15 protein-coding genes are annotated in these 16,468 nt (G+C 71.3%); all 15 read right to left on the reverse strand.

Annotation, left to right across the window (positions count from 1 at the left end; all coding sequences use genetic code 11):
• Positions 1-20 precede the first annotated feature (20 nt).
• A complete protein-coding gene (locus tag AC0L6Y_RS06590) occupies positions 21-323 on the reverse strand; it encodes a YggT family protein (RefSeq protein ID WP_473549775.1) in 303 nt (100 codons plus the stop codon).
• A 71-nt stretch (positions 324-394) separates the two neighbouring features.
• Positions 395-847, reverse strand: a complete 453-nt coding sequence (locus AC0L6Y_RS06595) for a cell division protein SepF (protein WP_473549779.1) — start codon at positions 845-847, stop codon at positions 395-397.
• A gap of 32 nt (positions 848-879) precedes the next feature.
• Positions 880-1,563: a YggS family pyridoxal phosphate-dependent enzyme gene (locus AC0L6Y_RS06600; protein WP_473549782.1), complete on the reverse strand. Its 684-nt coding sequence runs from the start codon at positions 1,561-1,563 to the stop codon at positions 880-882.
• Positions 1,560-2,705, reverse strand: coding sequence for a cell division protein FtsZ (ftsZ, locus tag AC0L6Y_RS06605; protein ID WP_473549786.1), 1,146 nt, complete (start codon positions 2,703-2,705; stop codon positions 1,560-1,562). Before ftsZ ends, AC0L6Y_RS06600 begins: the two co-directional genes overlap by 4 nt.
• Positions 2,706-2,863: 158 nt before the next feature.
• A complete protein-coding gene (locus AC0L6Y_RS06610) occupies positions 2,864-3,901 on the reverse strand; it encodes an FtsQ-type POTRA domain-containing protein (RefSeq protein ID WP_473549790.1) in 1,038 nt (345 codons plus the stop codon).
• The gene (gene murC, locus AC0L6Y_RS06615; RefSeq protein WP_473549794.1) at positions 3,898-5,340 is read right to left on the reverse strand and encodes a UDP-N-acetylmuramate--L-alanine ligase; all 1,443 of its coding nucleotides are present in this window, start codon (positions 5,338-5,340) and stop codon (positions 3,898-3,900) included. Before murC ends, AC0L6Y_RS06610 begins: the two co-directional genes overlap by 4 nt.
• A complete protein-coding gene (locus tag AC0L6Y_RS06620) occupies positions 5,337-6,431 on the reverse strand; it encodes a UDP-N-acetylglucosamine--N-acetylmuramyl-(pentapeptide) pyrophosphoryl-undecaprenol N-acetylglucosamine transferase (protein ID WP_473549797.1) in 1,095 nt (364 codons plus the stop codon). The genes murC and AC0L6Y_RS06620 overlap by 4 nt, the downstream gene beginning before the upstream one ends.
• Positions 6,428-7,675 carry a putative lipid II flippase FtsW gene (gene ftsW / locus AC0L6Y_RS06625; RefSeq protein WP_473549800.1) on the reverse strand — a complete coding sequence of 416 codons (1,248 nt, stop codon included), beginning with the start codon at positions 7,673-7,675 and terminating at the stop codon, positions 6,428-6,430. The genes AC0L6Y_RS06620 and ftsW overlap by 4 nt, the downstream gene beginning before the upstream one ends.
• Before the next feature lie 106 nt (positions 7,676-7,781).
• Positions 7,782-8,837, reverse strand: a complete 1,056-nt coding sequence (locus AC0L6Y_RS06630; RefSeq protein WP_473549803.1) for a Mur ligase family protein — start codon at positions 8,835-8,837, stop codon at positions 7,782-7,784.
• Positions 8,822-9,940: a phospho-N-acetylmuramoyl-pentapeptide-transferase gene (mraY, locus tag AC0L6Y_RS06635; protein ID WP_473549806.1), complete on the reverse strand. Its 1,119-nt coding sequence runs from the start codon at positions 9,938-9,940 to the stop codon at positions 8,822-8,824. The genes AC0L6Y_RS06630 and mraY overlap by 16 nt, the downstream gene beginning before the upstream one ends.
• Positions 9,937-11,337 carry a UDP-N-acetylmuramoyl-tripeptide--D-alanyl-D-alanine ligase gene (locus AC0L6Y_RS06640; RefSeq protein WP_473549809.1) on the reverse strand — a complete coding sequence of 467 codons (1,401 nt, stop codon included), beginning with the start codon at positions 11,335-11,337 and terminating at the stop codon, positions 9,937-9,939. The genes mraY and AC0L6Y_RS06640 overlap by 4 nt, the downstream gene beginning before the upstream one ends.
• Positions 11,334-12,890, reverse strand: a complete 1,557-nt coding sequence (locus AC0L6Y_RS06645) for a Mur ligase family protein (RefSeq protein WP_473549812.1) — start codon at positions 12,888-12,890, stop codon at positions 11,334-11,336. The genes AC0L6Y_RS06640 and AC0L6Y_RS06645 overlap by 4 nt, the downstream gene beginning before the upstream one ends.
• Positions 12,887-14,737, reverse strand: a complete 1,851-nt coding sequence (locus tag AC0L6Y_RS06650) for a peptidoglycan D,D-transpeptidase FtsI family protein (protein WP_473549816.1) — start codon at positions 14,735-14,737, stop codon at positions 12,887-12,889. The genes AC0L6Y_RS06645 and AC0L6Y_RS06650 overlap by 4 nt, the downstream gene beginning before the upstream one ends.
• A gap of 43 nt (positions 14,738-14,780) precedes the next feature.
• Positions 14,781-15,428: a cell division protein FtsL gene (gene ftsL, locus AC0L6Y_RS06655; RefSeq protein WP_473549819.1), complete on the reverse strand. Its 648-nt coding sequence runs from the start codon at positions 15,426-15,428 to the stop codon at positions 14,781-14,783.
• Positions 15,425-16,378 carry a 16S rRNA (cytosine(1402)-N(4))-methyltransferase RsmH gene (rsmH, locus tag AC0L6Y_RS06660; protein ID WP_473549822.1) on the reverse strand — a complete coding sequence of 318 codons (954 nt, stop codon included), beginning with the start codon at positions 16,376-16,378 and terminating at the stop codon, positions 15,425-15,427. Before rsmH ends, ftsL begins: the two co-directional genes overlap by 4 nt.
• Positions 16,379-16,468: the final 90 nt, after the last annotated feature.

Below are 16,468 nucleotides of genomic sequence, written 5' to 3' on the forward strand. Positions count from 1 at the left end.
GTACATCCCCCCTCTGGGATTTAACCCAGCGCTGCGATCGCCGCGACGAGCGAGAACCCGACGAAGCACAGCAGAAGGACGATGCTCCACGCGAGGTCGAGCACGGCGCCGCCGAGCCGCAGCGGCGGCACGACCTTGCGCACGGCGCGGATCGGCGGATCGGTGACCGTGTAGCTGGCTTCCGCGAGCACCAGCATCGCCCCGGCGGGCCGCCAGCGCGGAGCGAGCACGCGCGCCCAGTCGAAGCCGAAGCGAACCCACATCAGGATGAAGAAGATGGTGAGCGCGACACGAAGAATCAGGGCCACGATGAAGAAGATCACGCGACCATTCTCTCAGTCAGCGGAGAGCCGTCGCGCCAGCGGCGACGGCACGGCGGGGGCGCTGGGGCTGTCTACTGCCCGAAGAAGCCGGCGTCGACCTCAGGCTCGATCTCGGCCGCGTCGCCGCTCACCGCGACGTGCTCGGGCGAGAGCAGGAAGACCTTGCTCGTGACGCGCTCGATCTTGCCGTAGAGGCCCTGCGAGAGCCCGCTGGCGAAGTCGATCAGACGGCGGGCATCCGGCTCGCTCATCTGCGAGAGGTTGATGATCACCGGGACCCCCTCGCGGAAGCTCTCGGCGATCGTCTGGGCGTCACGGTACTGGCGCGGGTGCACCGTCAGGATCTCGTTCATTCCGGCGGGGGCGGCCTGGCGCACGGCCGGGCGACGCAGCGGCGTCACGGGAGCGCGCGTCGCGGATGCGGGCGCGGAGACCGGCGCGACCGGCGCAGCGGGAAGCACGTCGTCGTACTCTTCATCGGCCAGGCCGAGGTACACCATCGTCTTGCGCAGCGGGTTTGCCATGTCGTCCTCCGGATCGAACCTTCGAGTTGAGATTAACCGCGGTCCGGTCGTTTTCCGGTGATTGCGGTCCCGATGCGAAGGTGTGTCGCACCTTCGCGGATGGCGGCGGCGAAGTCGCCGGACATGCCGGCCGAAATCGCGGTGGCCTCGGGTGCGAGCGTGCGCAGCTGTTCCGAGACGGCGCGAACCCGGGCGAAGGCCGCCCGCGGCTCTTCCCCGAGCGGCGCCACCGCCATGACGCCTCGCAGGCGGATGCCGGGCGTCGCGAGGGCGAGCTCGGCGAGCTCGGAGAGCCCCTCGGGGCGCACTCCCCCGCGGCCGGGATCGTCGGTCAGGTTCAGCTCGAGGAAGCAGTCGAGGTCGGGCGCCGCGTCGTCGCCGAGCGCGCGCAGCAGCGACGGACGATCGACCGAGTGCACGGCGCTGGCGTAGCGCCGGACGGCGCGCGCCTTGTTGCTCTGCAGCTGCCCGACGAAGTGCCAGCGCAGATCGAGGTCGGCGCACTCGGCCGCCTTGGCGACGGCCTCCTGATGACGGTTCTCGCCCACGTCGCGCACGCCCAGCTCGACCAGCTCGCGCACGAGCGCCGCGGGGTGGAACTTGGTCACGACGATGCGGGTGATCTCGGCCGGCGACCGGCCGGACTCGCGCGCGGCGTCGGCGATCGCCCCGTCGACGCGGGCGAGCCGCTCGGCGAGGGTCGGGTCGTGGCTCACTTCAAGAAGTCGGGGATGTCGAGTTCGCTGTCGTCATCGTCGAAGTCGTGATCGACGGGCACCGCGCCGGTCGGCGTCTCAAGCTCGGCCGACCAGCCGCTCGACTCGCCCGCCGAGGACTCCGCCGCGACCGCGACCGGGATGGGTGCTTCGACGAAGTTCGATCGCCGCTCGCTCGACGGGCGCGCGCTGGGCTCACCCCCGTCGAATCCGGCCGCGATGACGGTGACACGGACCTCGTCGCCGAGTGTGTCGTCGATGACGGCGCCGAAGATGATGTTCGCCTCCGGGTGGACGGCCTCCTGGACGAGGCGCGCGGCGTCGTTGATCTCGAAGATGCCGAGGTTCGAGCCGCCCTGGATCGAGAGCAGCACTCCGTGCGCACCGTCGATGGAGGCCTCCAGCAGCGGGCTCGCGACCGCCAGTTCGGCGGCCTTGATCGCACGATCGGCACCGCGGCTGGCGCCGATGCCCATCAGCGCGGAGCCAGCGCCCTGCATGACGCTCTTGACGTCCGCGAAGTCGAGGTTGATGAGGCCGGGGGTCGTGATCAGGTCGGTGATGCCCTGAACACCGGCGAGCAGCACCTGGTCGGCGGTGGCGAAGGCCTCGAGCATGCTGATGCCGCGATCGCTGATCTCGAGGAGCCGGTCGTTCGGCACGACGATGAGCGTGTCGACCTCGTTCTTGAGGGCGATCACGCCGGTGTCGGCCTGCGCCGAGCGGCGCTTTCCCTCGAAGGCGAACGGCTTGGTGACGACGCCGATCGTCAGAGCGCCGATCGACTTCGCGATGCGCGCGACGACGGGCGCCCCGCCTGTTCCGGTGCCGCCGCCCTCGCCCGCGGTCACGAAGACCATGTCGGCGCCCGCGAGCGCCTCCTCGATCTCTTCCGCATGGTCCTCGGCGGCGCGACGGCCGACCTCGGGGTCGGCGCCCGCGCCGAGGCCGCGAGTGAGCTCCCGCCCGACGTCGAGCTTGACGTCGGCGTCGCTCATGAGCAGCGCCTGGGCGTCGGTGTTGATGGCGATGAACTCGACGCCGCGGAGGCCCAGTTCGATCATCCGGTTGACGGCGTTGACGCCGCCGCCGCCGATGCCGACGACCTTGATCACCGCGAGGTAGTTCTGGTTGGATGTCACGTTCGGCCTCCGTGCGGATGAAAGTCTCAACCTCTACTTGAGGTTTGGAGTCTTTCTCAGTACTCTGATTCGTTCACAAGGTACGTGCCCGGGAACGGCGCGACCGTGAAGACGGCGCGTGTCGTGGCGAATCCCCAGGCAACTTCCGGGCCGCGCGATCATCCCTCGCGGAACACCGCGCTCCCGGTCGCCGAGACGTCGTACTCCCCCGCCCCCGAATCGCCCCACTGGGCGAGCAGGGCGGCCAGGATGACGGCCTTCCGATCCGAGGACTCCGCCGAACCCCACACGACGCTCTGCTTCGAATCGCGCAGCGTGAAGCTCACGTCGTCGCGTGTCGTGGCGGTGATGCGATCCACCCGCGCGAGCACGTCCGCCGGCAGGGCGAGCAGCACCTCGGAGACCGCCGTGCGGACCGTGCCGTCGTCACCCCGCGGCAGGTCGAGGATCGGCACGTCGTCGGGCCGCTCAAGCGTCTCCTCGATCACGATGCCCGCCGGGTCGACGAGCTGGAACACGGTCTCGCTCACCACGACGCCGATCGGCTCGCGCTCGTCGATCTCCACCCGCATCGTGTTCGGGGGGATCAGCTCGATCACGAAGCTGCGGATGAGCGTGAACTCCGAGAGGTCGTCCGCGATGCGCGACTCGTCGAGCAGCGCGAGCGGGGTTCCGATCTCCGGCTCGAGGGCGGCGACGATCGCATCCGGATCGAGCCGCTCGGTGCCCGCCACCACGATCTCGCGCAGCGCCAGCAGCGGCGAGAACACCGCGAACACGACCAGGCCCACCGCGGCGGCGACCACGCCGAGCGCCGAGAGCGCGACGGTGCGCCGGCGACGGGTCGCGGCGGTGAACCGCCGGACCTCGGCCCGCTCCTCACGCCGACGTGCTCGGGCCGCGGCGCGGATCTCGGCGCGCGCGGTGCGGCGCCGGGACGCACCCGACGTCGGTCGATCGGCCGCGGCCGCGCGCGACGGGGCGGCGCGCTCGGTCGGCGCCGACTCGGGGCGCGCCGTCTCACGCTGCGCCGACTCGGGTCGCACTGTCTTGGGGCGCGCGGTCGTGGGGCGCGCGGTCGCCTCGGGCTGCCGTGCCGGGGCGGGCGCCGCGCGTCGCGTCCGCTCGGCGGGCGCCCCCGATCCGCGTCGCGCCGGCGGCTGCGGCGCGCGGTCGAAGCCCTCGGGCCGTTTCACGCCGAAGCGCTCCCGGGCGACGACGCGGGGGCCGACGCCTCGAGCGAGCCGAGCACCTGCGGAATGATCCGATAGACGTCGCCGCAGCTGAGGGTCATCACTAGGTCTCCCTCGCGCGCGATCTCGGCGACCCGGTCGGCGGCGGCCTGCCAGTCGGGAACGAAGTCGACGCGCGAGGCGTCGCGGAATCGGTCCGCCACGAGCGCGCCCGTCACGCCGTCGATCGGGTCCTCGCGGGCACCGTACACGTCGAGCACGATCGTGTGATCGGCGAGGCGCTCGTAGGTCTCGGCGAACTCGCCGGCCATCGCCTGGGTGCGGCTGTAAAGGTGGGGCTGGTGCACCGCGATCACGCGACCCGACCCGACCACCGAGCGCGCCGTCGCCAGGGCGGCCGCGACCTCGGTCGGGTGGTGCGCGTAGTCGTCGAACACCCGCACGCCGCGCACGGTCGCGTGCAGCTCGAACCGTCGACCGGTGCCGTCGAAGGACTCGAGCGCGCGCGCCGACGCCGCCGGGTCGAAGCCCAGGCCGACCAGCACGGCGAAGGCTCCCGCGGCGTTGAGGGCGTTGTGCGGACCGGGGACGCGCAGCGCGATGCGGTGGTCGACGCCGAGGTGTCGCACCGTGAAGCTCACCGGCCCCTCGGCAACGACGTCGAGAACCCGCACGTCGGCGGACTCGGCCGTCCCGAAGGTCAGCACACGCGGATGCGCGAGGCGCCGGTGCACGGCGACGGCGCCCGCGTCGTCGCTGGAGATCACGACCAGCTCGCTCGCGGCATCCGCGAAGCGCACGAACGCGTCCTCGAACGCGGCCTTCGTGCCGTAGTGGTCCAGGTGGTCGTCGTCGACGTTCGTGATCAGCGCGACCGCCGTGTCGTAGAGCTCGAACGAGCCGTCCGACTCATCGGCCTCGACCACGAAGTACTCGCCCGCCCCGGCGCGCGAGCTGCGCCCCAGTCCCGCGATGACGCCGCCGTTGACGAAGCTCGGGTCGGCCTGGAGCTCGGTCAGCGCGGTGACGACCATGCCGGTCGAGGTGGTCTTGCCGTGCGCGCCGGCGACCGACACGAGCCGGCGGCGGGCGGCATCGCCGTGATGGCGGATGAGCCAGTCGAGGGCGTTGGCGCGGTGCAGCACCGGGAGTCCGCGGCGCAGCGCCTCCTGGTACTCGGGGTTGTCCTCCCAGAGGGCGCCCGTGACCACGACCGTGTCGGCCGCGCCGAGATGCTCGGCGGCGTGGCCGATGAAGATCTGCGCCCCGAGCTCGCGGAGGCCCTCGACGGTGGCCGAGTCGCTGCGATCCGAGCCCGAGACCTCGTAGCCGGACTCCAGGAACACGCGCGCGATGCCGCTCATGCCGGCGCCGCCGATCCCGACGAAGTGCAGCCTCCCGAGCGTCGCGGGCAGCTCCAGAGACAGGTCAGGCTTGATCACGATGACACGTTAGTCGACGAGGCCGAGAGCGCTTCGCGAATGAGCGCGACCATCCGGTCGGCGCCGTCGCGCACGCCCGTCGAGGCCATTCCGGCCGCCAGGCGCGCCACCCGCGCCCGGTCCAGCAGCAGCGGAACCAGTTCGCGTCGGATCCACGCGGGGGTGAAGTTCGCGTCGGCGGTCACGATCGCGCCCGAGGCTGTCACTGCCTCGCGCGCGTTCCACGCCTGCTCGCCGTTGCCGACCGGATACGGGATGAAGACCGCCGGAACGCCGACGACCGCCAGTTCGCTCACCGTCGCCGCACCCGAGCGCGACACGGCCAGCTCGGCGACCGCGAGCGCGAGTTCCATCCGATCGCAGTACTCGAGCAGGTGATACCCGTCCAGGTGCGGATCCTCGACCGGACTGCGCGATCCCGTGATGTGCAGGATCTGCCACCCGCAGCCGAGGATCTCGGACGCGCTCACCGACACGGTCTCGTTGATCCGGCGGGCACCCGTCGAGCCGCCGGTGACGAGCAGCACCGGCTTCGCCGGGTCGAGTCCCCACAGCTCGAGTGCTTCGCGACGCGCCGCTGCTCGGTCGATCGTCTCGACCTCGCGGCGCAGGGGCAGCCCGACGACCCGGCCGTGGCGCAGCCGTGTGCCCTCGAACGTCACGCCGACGAAACGCGTGAGCGCGGCGCCGAGGCGGTTGGCCATCCCGGGGCGCGCGTTCGCCTCGTGCACGACGATCGGCACTCCCACCCGGCGTGCCGCCAGGTAGGCGGGCGCCGCGGCGTAGCCGCCGACGCCGACGACGACATCGACGCTGTGCTCCCGAATCAGCTCCTCGGTGCGCGCGAGGGCGGCGCGGAGCGCGGCGGGGAAGCCGAGCGCGGCGCGGTTCGGACGGCGCGGGAAGGGGACGCGCGGAATGGTGAGCAGCTCGTATCCTCGCTCGGGCACCAGCCGCGCCTCCAGCCCCTCGGCGGTTCCGAGCACGAGGATCGTCGCCTCCGGCTCGAGCTCGCGCAGTCGGTCGGCGGTCGCCAGCAGGGGGTTGACATGGCCGGCGGTGCCGCCGCCCGCGAAGAGGTAGGTGGTCACGTGCGAGGAACTCCTGGGGTCGAGCGCCGAGGTGCGCGACTCGATTCTGCGGCATCCGGGCGCCGGCGGGCGAACGAGAGCACGACGCCGACCGCGAGCATCGACGAGATGAGCGCCGAGCCGCCCGCCGACATGAAGGGCAGCGGGACGCCGAGCACCGGAAGCGCGCCCAGCACGACGGCGACGTTGACGAACGCCTGGGTCACGATCCACACCATCACCGCGCTCGTGGCGATCTTGGCGAAGGGGTCGCGATTCATGCGCACGATGCGGACGAACGTGACGGCGAGCACCGCGAACAGCACCAGGACGAGCAGCGCCCCGACGAGGCCCAGTTCCTCCCCCACGATCGCGAAGATGAAGTCGCTCTCGGCGTGCGGGATCCACAGCCACTTGTACTGCGAATTGCCGAGACCGCGCCCGAGGATGCCGCCGTTGGCCAGCGCCTCCCAGCCGTGGATGGTCTGCCAGCAGTGCAGCTCGTAGTCCTCCGCCCGGGTGCACCCGGTCAGCCAGGCCTCGATGCGCTGCTGGCGCGACGCGCTGCCCTGCGCGAAGATCACGCCGAGCAGCGTCGTGCCGATCGCCAGAGCGCCGACGATCCGCAGCCGCACCCCCGCGTAGAAGAGCGCGCCGAGCGTCAGAGCGAGCAGGATGACGGCGGTCCCGAGGTCGTTGCCGAGCAGGACGAGGAAGATCGAGCCGAAGGCGACCGGCAGGATCGGCAGCGCGACGTGCCGCCACTCGTTCAGCAGCGCGCTCTTCCGGGTGAGGATGTACGCCAGCCACACGACGAGCGCGAGCTTGACCAGCTCGGAGGGCTGCAGGCTCAGCCCGCCGATGCTGAGCCAGTTCGTGTTGCCGCCGTAGCTTGCGCCGAGTCCGGTGAAGACGAGCAGCTGCAGCAGGAGCCCGAGCCCGAGCGCGTGCCAGGCCCACTTCTTCCAGAACGTGATCGGCGCACGGGCCGCCAGCAGCATGAGCGGGATGCCCAGCACGGCGAAGACCGCCTGCCGGGAGGCGCGGGAGAAGACGTCGCCGTCGTCGACCAGAGACTGGATGGAGGACGACGACAGCACCATCACGAGGCCGAACACGACCAGGAACAGCGTCGTGCCGAGCAGCACGAAGTACTCGCGGGTCTCGGCGGCGAACACCCAGCGGAAGGCGATCACGGCCTTGCGGACCGGGCCCTCCGGAGCCGGCTCCGATGCGGGCGGACGGCCGTGTCGGGTGGAAGTCACCGCCGCTCCTCTCGCCGCACGGCGACGCCGTGCGGTCCCAGTCTGCGGCCGCCCCGCCCCCGCGCTTCGCGTCGGGCGCGCGTGTCGCCGGAACCGCAGACGACGGTCAGCGCACGCGACGCAGGATCCCCTCGCGCACCGCGCGCGGTTCGACCCCGGCGGCGCGCGCCAGGGCAGCCGCGGCCAGCACGTCGCGGAATGCGTCGCGCGTCTCCAGGCCCGATGCCGCCAGGTCCTCGGTGGTGGCGAGTTCGAGGGCGTGCGAGCGACGCTCGTCGAGGAACGCGCGATCGACCAGGATCCCCTCGACGACGCCGACGTCGCTCGGGCCCGGGATCCCCAGTCCGAACCCGATCGCGCGGGCTCCTTCCTGCACCTCGGCGTCTTCGACCGCGTCGCGGGTCGCGAGCTCGCCGAGGTTGTACACGCACGCCACGCGCGTGTTCTCGTAGACCTTCGCCAGCGCCGCGCGATGCGCGGTCTCGTCGTCGTGCCAGCCGCTCGGGTCGGCGGCGGCGTCGAGCGACAGGCTCGCCTCGGGCGCGATCGCTTCGAGCGCGCGCGGGTCGGCCCAGTGCAGCTGCCGGCTCGACAGCTCGACGGCCAGCACGTCGAAGCCGGAGGGGTCGCGAATCGCGTCCAGAATCGGGACGCCCGCTCCTCCGGCGGGGGCCGCGCGCAGCCCCGCCTCGCGCAGCATCGACGCGAGGAGATAGGCGACCTGCGTCGTCGCCGAGCCGCCGGACATCGTGAGCCAGCGGGCCGGTGCCCCGGTCTTGTCACGCAGACGCCAGGCGAGCTCGGCATCGCTCCAGATCGGCACACCCCGATCGCCCGCCGCCCGGAGCGCGGGATGGTTGCGGCGCACCCGCGGGCTGACCACCAGCAGCTCGGGCGCGTGCACCGCGTCGAGCCCGGTCTCCTCGGGCACCCCGAGCTGGATGCTCGCGCCGATCACGGTCGCGAGTTCGTGCAGCTGCGGCGTCGCGGCCACCGGGATCACGTCGACGGCCGCGCCGAGCTCGACGAGCGTGTCGACGATCGAGAACCCGATGTCGTCCAGTCCGACGACGACGACGCGGAGCCCCGACCAGTCGGCGTTCCAGCTCGCGAGCGTCGCGAGCCGGTGCGAGGCGCCCTCGGGGCTCAGCGGCTGACCCATTCGAGGTAGAAGGCGCCGACGCCCGCCGCGACGAAGAGGGCGGCGATCAGCCAGAACCTCACGACGACGGTGACCTCGGCCCAGCCCTTGAGCTCGAAGTGATGATGCAGGGGGCTCATCAGGAACACCCGGCGGCCCTGCCCGAGAGTCCACTTGGTGAGCTTGAAGTAGACCCGCTGCACGACCACGCTGCCGGTGACGATGAGGAAGAGCCCGCCGATCAGGATCAGCAGCAGCTCGGTGCGCGTGAGGATCGCGAGCGCCGCGAGGGCGCCGCCGAGGCCGAGCGAGCCGGTGTCGCCCATGAAGATCTGGGCGGGCGAGGTGTTCCACCAGAGGAATCCGACCAGGCTTCCCGCGATCGCCGCCGCCACCACGGCGAGGTCGAGCGGGTCGCGCACCTCGTAGCACTTGTAAAGCACGACGGGGTCGATCTGGTCGTTGAAGCAGGACTGGTTGGCCTGCCAGAACCCGATGAAGATGTAGGCCGAGAAGGCGAAGATCGAGGCGCCGCTGGCGAGGCCATCGAGCCCGTCGGCGATGTTGACGCCGTTGGAGGCGCTCACGGTGATGAGGTTCACCCACAGGATGAACAGGCCCATGCCGATCACCGGGCCGAAGGCGAAGAGGTTCAGCCAGTCGATGTCGCGCCAGCCCGAGATGAAGGTCGAGGCCGGCGTCAGCCGGTTCTCGTCGAGGAACTCGGGGTGGATCGCCAGGACGGCGAACACCGTGGTGACGATGACGATGCCGGTGATCTTGGACCAGCCGCCGAGCCCCAGGCTCTGCTGCTTGCGCGTCTTGAGGAAGTCGTCGACGAAGCCCACCAGGCCGAGCCCGGCCATCATGGCGAGCACCAGCACGCCGACCATCGTCCACGGGACTCCCGAGACGGCGTGGCCGATGAGGTAGCCGAGAATGCTCCCGACGATGAAGACGATGCCGCCCATGGTCGGCGTTCCGCGCTTCGAGTGATGCGACTCCGGACCGTCGTCGCGGATGAACTGGCCCCAGCTGAGCTTTTTGAAGAGGCGGCCGAACAGCGGCGTCAGCAGCAGCGTGAAGACGAGCGAGAAGCCTCCCGCGATGAGAAGCGCGATCACGAGCCGGTCACCCCGCCCAGGCGGTCACCCAGGAATCGCAGCCCCGCCGACTTGGACGACTTCACCAGCACGACGTCGCCGTCTCGAAGTTCTTCACGCAACAGATCGTATGCCGCATCGATGTCGTCGACGAGGACCGACTCCCCGTCCCACGAACCTTCGAGGCCCGCGGCGAGGTGGATGTGCCGGGCCGCCTGGCCGACGACGACGAGCTTGTGGATGTTGAGGCGCACGATGAGACGCCCGATCCGGTCGTGCTCCTCGAAGGCGAACTCGCCGAGCTCGGCCATCTCGCCGAGCACCGCGACGGAGCGCTGCTCGGGCGTGACGATCTGGGCGAGCGTGCGCAGCGCCGCCGACATCGAGTCGGGGCTCGCGTTGTAGGCGTCATTGATGACGGTGATGCCGGTGCCGGGGTCCAGCAGATCCATCCGCCACCGCTCGGCGCGCGCGACCTCGCCCAGCGCGGCGATCGCGCGCTCCATCGGCACCCCGAACTCGCGTGCCGCCGCGAGCGCCGCCAGCACGTTCGAGACGTGGTGCTCGCCGAGGATCCGCACCTGCACCGCGTGACGAGCGCCGTCCACCTCCAGGGTGAAGCTGGTGCCCGCGATGCTCGAGACGACGTCGACGGCGCGGAGGTCGGACTCGGGGCCGTGGCCGAAGCGCACGATCCTGGCCCGCGTGACCTCCGACATCCGGTCGACGCGCGGGTCGTCGGCGTTGAGGACCGCGACGGCGCTCCCGGGCAGATCGCGCACCATCTCCGACTTCGCGCGCTCGGTCCGCTCGATGCCGCCGAACTCGCCCGCGTGCGCCAGCCCCACCTTCAGCACGATGCCGACGTCCGGGGTCACGATCGAGACGAGCCGCGCGATCTCGCCGACGCCGCTCGCCCCCATCTCGACGACGAGGTAGGCGGTGCTCTCATCGACGCGCAGCATCGAGATCGGCGCCCCGACGTGGTTGTTGAACGAGCCCTCCGGGGCGACGGTGGGGCCTTCGGCGCTGAAGATCGCGCGCATCAGGTTCTTGGTCGTCGTCTTGCCGTTCGATCCGGTGACGGCGACGACGCGGAGCCGGCCGAGCGCGCGCACGCGCGCGACGACATCGCGCGCCAGAGCGGCGAGGGCAGCCACCCCGTCGTCGACGACCAGCACGGGCACGTCGAGGTCGAGCGGACGCTCGGCGACGACGAGGGCCGCTCCGTTCGCGACGGCTCCCTCGGCGAAGAGGTGCCCATCGGTCACCTCGCCGGGGAGGGCGAAGAAGATCGAGCCCGCGCCGACGAGTCTCGAATCCGTCTCGACCGAACCGCCGACGACCTGCTCGGCCGTGCCCGCCGGGGCCTCGGCGCCGATCGCCGCCGCGATCTCCGCGACCGTGAGAGAAATCATGCCCATCCCGCCTCGCGCAGAGCCTCGCGCGCCTCGTCTCGGGCGGAGTACTCGGTGCGCACGCCGCGGATGTCGCGATAGTCCTGATGTCCCGGCCCCGCCCAGAGGATCGAGTCGCCCTCGCGCGCGAGCCCCACCGCGGTGCGGATGGCGGCCTCGGGCGGGCTGACCTCGTGGATCTCGGGCTGATGCTCCGCGAGCGCGGCACCCTCGAGCAGGGTCTTGCGGATCGAGACCGGGTCCTCGAAGCGCGGGTGGTGGTCGGTGATGATCAGGATGTCGGAGTTCTCGGCCGCGACCCGCCCCATCTCGTGGCGCTTGGTCGCGTCGCGGTCGCCGTCGGCGCCGAAGACCATGATCGTGCGGCCCGGCGTGAACTCGCGCACCGCCCCCAGCGTGTTCTCGAAGGCGGCGGGGCTGTGCCCGAAGTCGACGTAGACGCGGGGGCCGCGCTCGCCGGAGACCAGTTCGGTGCGGCCGGGCAGCATGGCGCGGACGCCGCCATCGGCGTTCAGCGCCGCCTCGATCGCCGAGAGCTCGAATCCGGCCTCCACGAGCATGACGATCGCGAGGGCCGCGTTGGCGGCCATGTGCCAGCCGATCAGCGGCTCCCGGGTCACGATCGAGCGTCCGTCGGGGCCGCTCAACCGGAACTCGGTGAACGTCGCGGCCTTCTCGAGGATCTCGACCTTCCAGGCGGCCTCCTCGGCGTTCGCGGCGTGGCCGATCGTCGCGATGGTGGTCACCGGGATGTGCGAGCCGTCGACCACGCGCGCCCCCCACTCGGTGTCGAGGCAGACCACGCCGCGGCGCGCATGCTCGGGGGTGAACAGCGCGAGCTTGGCGGCGAAGTACGCCTCGAAGTCCGGGTAGTCGTCGAGGTGATCGTGGCTGAGGTTCGTGAAGCCGACCACGTCGAAGACGAGGCCGTCGACGCGCCGGTGCGACATCGCCTGAGCGCTCACCTCGATCGCGACGGCGCGCACCGCCGCCTCGCGCATCCGCGCCAGCAGCGCGTGCATCTCGCTCGATTCGGGGGTCGTCAGCCGGCTGACGATCGACATCTCGCCGATGTGGCGCTCCGAGGTCGAGCTGAGTCCGGTGACGAGCCCGAGCTGGCGCAGGATGCCTTCGAGCAGGTACGAGGTCGAGGTCTTGCCGTTCGTGCCGGTCGTGCCGAACAGCAGCGGCGGGTCCTCGTGGGTGCGGTAGATCCAGGCCGAGATCTCGCCGAGCGCCCCGCGCGGGTCTTCGACGATCAGCACGGGCAGCCCCGCGGCCGAGGCGAGGGCGGCCCCCTCCGCGTCGGTCAGAATCGCGACGGCGCCGGCCTCGCGCGCGGCGTCGGCGAACGCCGCACCGTGACTGCGCGCCCCGCGCACCCCGACGTAGAGGTCGCCGGGTCGCACCTCGCTCGTGCTGAGGGTGACGCCCGTGATCTCGAGCCCGTCGAGGGAGCCCTCGACGGCGAGACCGAACTCGTGCGCCAGCAGCGCGACCGCGCGGGGGGTGGGGTGCTCTGGGCGGAGGACCGGGGGAATCCGCGAACTCACGCGCCGCTCCTCGGGATGCTCGATGACTGGGGACTGAACGCGACCGCTCTCACCAGGTGAGGGGAATGAACCGCGCCGACTCGCTCGACGGGGCGATGCGGAAGGCCTTGATGACCTGCTGCATGATCGTCTCGAAAGCCGGGGCCGCGGCCGCGGAAGTTCTCATGGTATCGGGCTTTGCGATCGTCACGACCACGACGTACTCCGGGTCGTCGGCGGGAACCATCCCCGCGATCGAGACGATTCGCTCGTCGCCGTAGACGCCGTTCTCGGCGATCTCGGCGGTGCCGGTCTTCGCCGCGACCCGGTACCCGGGGAAGCTGACGATCGAACGAGAGCGAGCCCTGCGTGATCACCTGCTCCATGACGCTCACCGTGTCGTCCGCCGCGCGCTCGCTCACGACGCGCGTCGACTCGGTGCTCGGGGTGTTCGTCACGGTTCCATCGGGCCATTCGCAGCCCTCGACGAGGGTCAGCGGCACGTGCACGCCGCCGTTGCCGAGCGCCTGGTAGGCGCTCGCCACCTGCGCGCTCGTCGCCGCCATGCCCTGGCCGAACTGCTGCGTCACGTTCGTGATCGAATCGAGGCGCTCCAGCGGGAGGACGGTTCCCGGCTCCTCGCCGAGGAAGTCGACGCCGGTCTGCGTGTTGAAGCCGAAGCCGAGCAGGTACTCCCGGCGGTCTTCGGCATCCAGCCGCGTCGACAGCATCGAGGTGCCGATGTTGGACGAGTCGGCGAGGATTCCCGCCGCCGTCCAGCGCACCTCCCCGTGCCACCAGGCGTCCGTGATGACCTTGCCCGCGGGAAGCCCCTCGGTGTAGGTGGCCGGCACCAGGATGTTCTCGGCGACAGAGACCTTGCCCGCATCCAGCAGCGACGCGAACGTGAATGGCTTGATGATGGAGCCGGGCTCGTACGGGCTCGTGAAGCTGCGGGCGCCCATGTCCTCCGCGGGCAGCGAGTTGAGGTCGTTCGGGTCGACGCTCGGCCAGTCCGCCGCGGCCATGATGTGACCGTCCGAGACCCGCACGACCATCGCGGTCGCCCAGTCGGCGCCGAGCTCCTCCGCGTTGGAGGCGAGGGTCTGCTGGGCGAACCACTGCAGGTCGGAGTCGATGGTCAGTCGGACCGTCGCGCCGTCGACCGGCTCCGTGTCGACATACGTCGTGCCCGGCAGCGCGACCCCGTCGGCTCCCGCCTCGTAGAGGCTGCTGCCGTTCGTCGCGGCAAGGCACTCGTCCATGTAATTCTCGACGCCGGCGAGGGGCTCGGCGGTGCCGACGAATCCGACGAGGTTGCCCGCCACGGCGCCGTTCGGGTAGCTCCGCGCCGGATGCAGCTCGTTGTAGACCCAGGAGATCCCGAGCGCCTTGACCTGCTCGAACTGCTCGAGCTTGACCTTGCGGCTCAGGTAGGCGAAATCGGCGAGCGGATTGTCGGCCAAGGCGTCGGTGAGGGCGGCCGTCATCTCGGTCGCGTCGTCGCCCGTGATCGCCGCGATCGCCGCGATCGCCTCGGACGTCGGGACGGTCACGCGCTCGCTCTCTCCGTCGCCGTCGTCGTCACGCAGGATCGAGGTCGTCACGAAGTCGACGTTGCGCGGCGACGCGGTGATGTCGAATCGCTGCACGCTGTCGGCCAGCACGACGCCGCTCGCATCGACGATGCTCCCCCGCGTGCCGTAGACGGTGACCTGCCGCGAGCGGTGGTCGGAGGCCCCGGCCGAGATCTCCTCCGCCCGCACGACCTGGATGTCGACCAGCCGGAAGCCGAGTCCGACCACGACGGCGAAGACGAGGAGCACGCTGAGCGCCAGGCGGCGACGCGTGCTGCGTGGATTGATCACGATCGCCCTCCCGCTTCCGTCTCGCGCGATCCAGGCTCCGCGGTCACCGGGTCTTCGGCGACGGCAGGGTGCCTGATGTCGAGGATGACTCCCCCGCGCCCGACTGCGCGGTCGACGCGCCCGCGCCGTCCCCATTCGAGCCGACGACGGTGAGGCCGCCGTTCGCCTGCGAGCTCGACGACGTCGACTCGGTCGGGGTGGTCTGGGATGCGGTGACGAGCGGGACGCCGGCCAGGGTCACGTTGCCGATCTCCCCACCGCTGCGGCCGAGGACGCTCCCGCCGGTCTCGCCCGCGCGCCCGCTCACGGCGCCCGTCGAGACGTCGATGTGCGGCAGGCTTCCGCTCGCGACCATGCCGAGCGCCTCGGCGTTGCTGGCCAGGAACTGCGGCGACTGCAGGCTCTCCAGGTTCTCGGCCAGCGCTTCGCTGTCGCGCAGCAGGTCACGCTGCTCGACCTGCAGACTCGAGATCTGGTACGCGCCGTCGGCGACCGCCATGCTGAGACCGAGCTGGGCGAGGAGCACCGCGACCACGCCGGTGAGCAGCACGACCGCGTGGACGAGCTTCGGGCGCGCGCGGCGCTGGGCGCGGGTCGGCGCGACCTCGAGGTGGCGCCGCGGCGGGGTCGAGGGCCGCGGGTTCGGGCGCGGTGACGCGAGTGCCGTCGCCCCGATCGTGGTGTGGCTCATACGGCACCTCGGAGTCGTTCGGCGGCACGCAGCCGCACCGGCGCGGCGCGCGAGTTGCGCGCCTTCTCGTCGTCACTGGCGAGTTCGGCCCCCCGTACCAGCAGTCGGAACTCGGGCCGGTGCTCGGGCAGCTCGACGGGCAGCCCGCGCGGGGCGGTCGAGCGCGACCGCGCGGCGAGCACCCGCTTGACGATGCGGTCCTCCAGCGACTGGTAGGCGAGCACGACGATGCGCCCCCCGACCTCGAGCGAGTCCAGGGCGGCCGGGATGGCGCGCTCGACGGCGACAAGCTCCTGGTTCACCTCGATGCGCAGGGCCTGGAAGACGCGCTTCGCGGGGTGGCCAGCGCGCTGCACGGCCGCCGGCGTCGCGGCGATGAGCACCTCGACCAGCTCGGCGGAGGTGCGCAGCGGCGCTTCGGCGCGGCGCTGCACGATGCGACTGGCGTAGCGCGGCGCGAGCTTCTCCTCGCCGTACTCGTAGAAGATCCGACGCAGCTCCGCCTCGTCGTATTCGGCGATGACGCGCGCCGCGGTGAGCTCCGCGGTCGGGTCCATGCGCATGTCGAGCGGGGCATCCTGCGAGTAGGCGAAGCCGCGCTCCGCCTGGTCCAGCTGCATCGAGGAGACGCCGAGATCGAAGAGCACGCCGGAGACCTCGTCGATGCCGAGTTCGTCGAGCACCTCGGGGATGCGGTCGTAGATGGTGTGCACCAGATCGATGCGCTCCGAGTAGGGCGCCAGTCGCTCGGCGGTCAGCGCCAGCGCCTCCGTGTCGCGGTCGAGCCCGACGAGGTGCAGGCCGGGGAACCGCTGAAGGAAGGCCTCCGCGTGCCCGCCGAGTCCCAGCGTGGCGTCGATCAGGATCGCCCCGGGACGCTCGAGGGCGGGCGCGAGCAGTTCGATGCAGCGTTCCAGCAGCACCGGGATGTGGAGTGGGTTGTTCGTCATGTCGTCGGGGCGAGCCCCTGAGTTCTGATCCCCATCCGCTGCGACCTGACACCGGGGAAGGTGAGTCAGGGAGCGCGGCTGAGGGTCGGA

It is taken from the genome of Pseudolysinimonas sp. 10J20-29, from assembly GCF_055809595.1.

Excerpts from the sequence above, each read along its gene's own strand:
- rsmH (WP_473549822.1), bottom strand. The coding sequence starts at position 16,378 with ATGACGAACAACCCACTCCACATCCCGGTGCTGCTGGAACGCTGCATC.
- AC0L6Y_RS06595 (WP_473549779.1), bottom strand. The coding sequence starts at position 847 with ATGGCAAACCCGCTGCGCAAGACGATGGTGTACCTCGGCCTGGCCGAT.
- ftsL (WP_473549819.1), bottom strand. The coding sequence starts at position 15,428 with ATGAGCCACACCACGATCGGGGCGACGGCACTCGCGTCACCGCGCCCG.
- AC0L6Y_RS06630 (WP_473549803.1), bottom strand. The coding sequence starts at position 8,837 with ATGGGTCAGCCGCTGAGCCCCGAGGGCGCCTCGCACCGGCTCGCGACG.
- AC0L6Y_RS06640 (WP_473549809.1), bottom strand. The coding sequence starts at position 11,337 with ATGATTTCTCTCACGGTCGCGGAGATCGCGGCGGCGATCGGCGCCGAG.